At 67.2% G+C, this 5,898-nt stretch carries 4 protein-coding genes and 1 pseudogene; 4 read left to right on the forward strand and 1 reads right to left on the reverse strand.

Going from position 1 to position 5,898, the window contains the following annotated elements; translation table 11 throughout:
• Positions 1–463: 463 nt before the first annotated feature.
• The 3 genes from OXU32_00920 to OXU32_00930 all read left to right on the forward strand — a co-directional run bounded on the left by OXU32_00920 (position 464) and on the right by OXU32_00930 (position 3,816).
• Positions 464–1,627 (forward strand): tyrosine-type recombinase/integrase, encoded by a 1,164-nt coding sequence (locus tag OXU32_00920; GenBank protein MDE0072532.1) that lies wholly within the window; start codon positions 464–466, stop codon positions 1,625–1,627.
• A 464-nt stretch (positions 1,628–2,091) separates the two neighbouring features.
• The gene (locus OXU32_00925) at positions 2,092–2,430 is read left to right on the forward strand and encodes a type II toxin-antitoxin system PemK/MazF family toxin (GenBank protein MDE0072533.1); all 339 of its coding nucleotides are present in this window, start codon (positions 2,092–2,094) and stop codon (positions 2,428–2,430) included.
• 6 nt (positions 2,431–2,436) lie between these two features.
• Positions 2,437–3,816 (forward strand): formimidoylglutamate deiminase, encoded by a 1,380-nt coding sequence (locus OXU32_00930; GenBank protein ID MDE0072534.1) that lies wholly within the window; start codon positions 2,437–2,439, stop codon positions 3,814–3,816.
• A 337-nt stretch (positions 3,817–4,153) separates the two neighbouring features.
• Here OXU32_00930 and OXU32_00935 read toward each other — a convergent pair.
• Positions 4,154–4,345, reverse strand: a pseudogene (locus OXU32_00935) (HNH endonuclease signature motif containing protein).
• Between the two features lie 255 nt (positions 4,346–4,600).
• Between OXU32_00935 and lepB the strand changes: the two are divergent.
• Positions 4,601–5,305: a signal peptidase I gene (lepB, locus tag OXU32_00940; GenBank protein ID MDE0072535.1), complete on the forward strand. Its 705-nt coding sequence runs from the start codon at positions 4,601–4,603 to the stop codon at positions 5,303–5,305.
• Positions 5,306–5,898: the final 593 nt, after the last annotated feature.

Raw genomic sequence — 5,898 nt, forward strand, 5'->3', positions numbered from 1 at the left:
CCATCATCGGTGAATTGTGAGGCTGTCGGGAGGGGGCGTCCATTCCATCACATCTGGCTCCCCGGAAACCCGCAAACTGCGGGCCAGCGAGCGGCGACCGACCGCTCACCCCCCGAGGCGGCGACGGCGGCTGCCCAGGGAGCCATGATCGCGCCCTCGGCGCGGGAGGCGACGGGCGGAATCACGGGTCGTCGGAATCGCCGTGACGTACAGTCAGGGGAACACCTCGGGCGGTGTCAACAACCGCCGAAACGGCGATGTCCAACGGGTTCCAGAGCCGTCCGAAGGCCGAACCGGCCTGCGCCAGCGGCGCCGCCGCCGCCACCGTCCGACCGGTGCTCGGTGTAGTTGGACCGAACCGGCAACATCCGGCGCGCGGTCAACCGCCCGTCTGGACGACGCGCCCGCCCGGCGCGAGGTTTCAAGACGCGCAGATCGTGCGGTCCATCGAGAGAGGAATCGAATGATGGCACGCACGAAACGATGTCGGCGCTCGTACGGCGCTGGCGAATGGGGCCGGAACCGGGTCAGGGTGTTCCCGGATCCGAAGACCGGCCGATACCAGATCGAGTGGCGCGAGAACGGGCGCAGGCTCACCCGGTCGCTGGGGCACCGCGAATGGGTGAGGGCGAAGCGGCAGGCAGACGAGTTCGCCGCCGGATTCGCTGGCCCGGACCTGAACGGCAAGGCGGAAGCCGAGCCCGAGCCGCTCACGCTGGGAAGGCTTCTTGACATTTACGGTGAGGAGGTGACGCCCACGAAGGGCAGGCACACCCGGCTGCACGACAGGGCCGCGACGGCGATGTTCCTCAAGTGTTTCGGCGAGGACCGCAGACCCGAAACACTCTCCCAGCGCGACTGGGACCGCTTCATCCAAGCGCGACGGTCGGGCAAAGTTGGTCCGAGCGGCCAGCCCGTTTCCGACCGGACGGTCGAACGGGATCTGAGATTCTTGCTCGCGGTGCTGAACTGGGCCGCACGGTCGAGAGACGAGGAGGGCAGGCTCCTCCTTGAGTCGAATCCCTTCAGAGGCTTCAAGCCGCCCAGGGAGAAGAATCCGACCCGGGTCGTGCTCTCCGAGAGGGAATACCGGGCGCTGCTCCAAGTGTCCCGGCGGCTCGATTGGCGGTTTCGTGTCGCGCTCGTGCTCGCGCACGAGACGGGGCACCGCATCGGTGCCATCCGTCAGCTTCGATGGTCGGATATCGACCTCAATGGCGGAGTCGTGCGCTGGCGCGCGGAACACGAGAAGACCGGCTACGAGCACGTCACGCCGCTGACCGACGAGGCCCTCGCTGTCTTGGAGGAGGCGCGGAGGATGGACGCCGGGACCGGTAACGCCCCGGTGCTGCCGTCGCCCACGGATGCCTCGAAGTGCGCGGGCCGTTGGCTGGTGCGTAAGTGGTGGTACAGAGCCCAGACGTTGGCGGGACTGGAGCCGAAGCGCGGGAGAGGCTGGCACTCGCTCAGACGCAAGTTTGCCAGCGACCTGATGGACACACCGCTCAAGGTGCTCTGTGAGCTTGGCGGCTGGAAGGATGCCACGACAGTGCTCAGGTGCTACCAGAGGCCGGATGCTGGACAACTCAGGACGGCACTGGAAGACCGCCCGAGGGTTCGCGGCTGAAATCCCGATTAGCGGGAATCATTCAGCGGGTATCGTGGCTCACGCTCCCGTAAGTCGAATGAGCGCTTTAGGATCCCAATCTCCGACCTCATGCCATTTTGGCAGATTCGATGACCGTTGTCCGCAATCCAGGGCTGCACGACTGCCAACGCAGCGCCACGACGACTTGTCGACGATTGTGCACGGTGACTACATTGTGATTACACGTCACGCGAGCCTGGCTACAGGATGGAAACACGACTCATCAAGATCGGCAACTCACGCGGAATTCGTATTCCAAAGGCGCTTCTGCGGGCAGCGAGGTTGGGTACTCGACTTCGGCTGCGTGTCGTCGATTCGGGCCTGCTCGTCGAATCCGTTGACAACCCGAGGGCTGGATGGGCCCATGAGGCCCGCGAGCTGGGAATGAGCCCTGATGGCGGGCTCCTCGACGAGCCGGTACCGACGGCTTTCGATGATTCGGAGTGGGAGTGGTAACAGCTGGACCGCGCCGCGGCGACGTCTACCTGATCTCGCTCGACCCAACGCGAGGCTCGGAGAGCAGAAAGACGCGTCCGTGCGTGGTCGTTTCGCCGGACGAGTTGAATCCATACCTGGGAACGTTCATGGTGGCCCCGATGACGACCGGCGGTCGCTCCTATGCGTTCCGGGTCCCCTGCCGGTTCCGGGAGAAGGATGGATACGTGGTGGCCGACCAGCTCCGAACCGTGGATGAGGTCCGGCTGGTTCGTCGGCTGGGGAGACTATCTCCGGCGACGATGACCGAAGTCCTCGAGGTGCTGCAACGCATGTTCGCCCCGTAACGCGTCGTGGCCGCCCTCCATTTCGATCAGGCGCTGCTTCCCGGCGGCTGGGCGCGCGATGTCCGCGTCGAAGTGTCCGCAGACGGCGATTTCGCGGAGGTCCTTCCGGGCGGAGACCCGGAAGCGGCACGACGCGTCGCCGGCGCCGTCGTTCCCGGCATCCCCAACCTGCACTCCCACGCATTTCAGCGGGCGATGGCGGGGCTCACCGAAAGCGGCAGCACGGCCGAGTACGGGTTTGGCAGCTGGCGGGAGCGGATGTACGCGTTTCTCGCGCGACTTGCGCCGGAGGATGTGCAGGTCGTGGCCTCCCAGCTCTACGCCGAAATGCTGCGCCACGGCTACACGGCGGTGGCGGAGTTTCACTACCTGCGCAACGACCCCGAGGGGCAGCCCTACGCCGTGCCGCACGAGATGGCCCTGCGGCTCCACGAAGCCGCCGCGGCCGCCGGGATCGGGTTGACGCTCCTGCCCACGCTCTACCGGGTCGCCGACTTCGGGGCGGACGCGCCGCTCCAGGAACAGCGCCGGTTCGTCGCGACCGTCGACGAGATCCTCCGTGACGGCGTTACGCTCGGGCAGGCGGTCGCAGGGGACGGCAACCGCCGCGTCGGCCTGGCGCTTCACTCGCTGCGCGCGGTGCCCCCCGGCGACCTGACCGACGCGGTTGTCGCGCTGAACGCGACCGATCCCACCGCCCCCATCCACATCCACATCGCCGAGCAGGTTACCGAGGTGCGGGCGTGTCTGTCGTGGAGCGGGGCCTCGCCGGTGGAGTGGCTGCTCGGCCACGCCCCGGTCGACGCCCGCTGGTGCGCGGTCCACGCGACCCACATGACCGCCGAGGAGACCCGCGCCCTGGCCGCCTCGGGCGCGGTCGCGGGGCTATGCCCGACCACAGAGGCCAACCTGGGCGACGGGGTCTTCCCTCTCCCGAGCTACCTGGTCGCCGGCGGCCGGTGGGGGGTGGGGAGCGACTCGCACGTCAGCGTCAGCCCCGCCGCCGATCTGCGGATGCTCGAGTACTCGCAGCGGCTCACGATGCACGAGCGCAACGTCGCCGGAGGCCGCGAGGTGCACTCCACCGGGCGGGCCCTGCTGGAGGGCGCGTGGGCGGGGGGGGCGCAGGCAAGCGGGCGGCGCCTGGGCGCGATCAGGCCGGGATTCCGCGCCGACCTGGTCGTCCTCGACACCGACCATCCCGCCCTCGTGGCACGAGACGAGGACCAGCTGCTCGACGCCTGGATCTTCAGCGGCGAGGACACCCCCGTGCGCGACGTGATGGTGGGCGGAACCTGGGTGGTGGAGGACGGCCGCCACCGCAAACAAGAGGAAATCGCGACCGCGTACCGGGCGGTGGCCCGGAGGCTCGCGGCAGCGTTTTAGCTCTGGCTAGCTAAGCTAGCTCTGGTGGAAGCCGACGAGACCTCGGGGCTGTGAGCCGACGAGACCTGTGAGCCCGACGAGACCTGGGGGCCGGCGAGTCCCCGGGGGTCGTTGTGAATCAGTTCTCCAATGACTCCTCCACGGCTTCCCGAGCAGCGGCCTCGATCTCCCACGGGATCTCCGAATCGCGATAGAGCGCGGCCCCGTTCGAGAGCGTGAAGCCATCGCCTTGCCCCAAGGCGGCGGGATGCACCGATGGGACCGGGGCCAAATCCCTCAAGACCTGTCTCGGCGCGTCGGCCAGCATCTTCCCCCCGCGCGTGAAGAACACCACCGTCCCGTCCGTGGCCACCGATACCTTCACCTGCCCCTCGTGAACCGCGCGATGATGCCGCCGGCATAGCAGCATCGTGTTTCTCAGGCTGGTCTCGCCCCCGTCGGCCCAGTGCTTCACGTGATGCGCCTCGGTGAACCGGCAGCCACACCCAGGGAAACGGCATCCCCGGTCGCGTTCCTCCAGCGCCCGCCGGATGTGCGGTGGAATCGTCCGATCTAACAATCCTGTAACTGACATAACAACAACATAATACGGCGACTAATCAGCAGGTGTTATCACTATTGGTATCCCCATCCTGAGCCAAGAATCCATTGGATCTCAAGAGAGGTCTGTGGACGAGTGCGAGGGCCGACGCGAAGCCGTTCCCTTTGCCTCGGGGAGGCGGACAGGGCCGGGGTCGGAGTCGGCTTGCCCGGGTGATGGGTCACCCAGTAAGATCCTTCCGCCATGGGAAAGAACAAGCCGAAGGCCAAAGAGCGGAGACCGTCGTGGACGCGTTCGCTCCTCAGGAGCGCGTGCTTCGTCTTCTGCCTCTTGACCATCCGGGTGGTGGCCCTGCAGGGCTTTACGATCACGTCCGGATCCATGGAGCCCACGTTGCTGGTGGGGGACTTCGTGTGGGCCAACAAGGCGGCGATGGGCTCGCGAATCCCGTTCACCGACATTCGCATCCCCGGGTACTCCGACCCGCGGCGCGGCGACATCCTCGTGTTCGACCCGCCGCACTCTGACTCCCTGATCCTCGTGAAGCGGGTCGTGGGGTTGCCCGGCGACACCTTGGCGATGCGGGCCGGGATCCTGTACCGGAACGACCACCCGCAGGTGGAGCCCTACGCCGTGGTCAAGGGCCTGCCCGACAACTTCTCGCCCCCGATGCTCTGGCAGCGGTCGATCCTCCTGGGTGGGCCGAGAGCCGACTACGCGCCCACGAGGGACAACTGGGGGCCGCTGGTGATTCCGGAGGGGCACTACTTCATGATGGGCGACAACCGGGACGACAGTCTGGACTCGCGAACTTGGGGGCTCGTGGAGCGGTGGCGCTTCGAGGGCTGGGTCGTCTTCCGGTACTTCTCCTACAACGGGGATTCCCACCGCCCATTCCCTTTCATCCGCGAGATACGCTGGAGCCGGATCGGAACCCGACCCAGGTAGGCAACCGGAGGGCAACCCCAGACTACCGTCAGTTGGGTTGAAGACTTCGCTCGCGAGCCCTCATGGGAAGGAGAACGGAAGTTCGCGGAGGAGCCGTTGGTGGTGGCGGTAAACTTCCGAAGGCTCCAGCGAGCCGGAGACCCATTGCAACTACAACGTCACGGCCGCAGTCGGAGGCGCTCCCACTCGCGGCCGAGGAGGACGTTCTCGGCGACGCGGGTCCCGAGTCTTCCGCGCTTGCGGACGACCGGGCTTCGCCGGGTTGGGAAGGGGGGTCGACCCCGGCGGAGGGACGGGCGAAGTCCGTCCCGGAGGCCGGGGGGACCGGCGCCGAAGCGGTGGCAACGCCGACCACGCCGCCCGCCGGTCACGGCGCAGGACTCGCCCGCGAAATCGATGGCCTCGACCGTCGGTGATCGGTGGTCGGCGGGAGAAACGCGGCGATCGGCCGCCTGGACGTTCGGCTAGGCGGAAGGGAGGGCGAACAACCCTAACCGCGAACGCTGCCGGAGCGGTGGTTTTTCGGGGGGATCGAAGGGGGGCGGAGCACCCCTCGCCAGAGCGCGAATGTTATACATCGCGTAGGCTGGCTT

It is taken from the genome of Gammaproteobacteria bacterium, assembly GCA_028819075.1.
Lineage (GTDB): Bacteria > Gemmatimonadota > Gemmatimonadetes > Longimicrobiales > Gaopeijiaceae > BD2-11.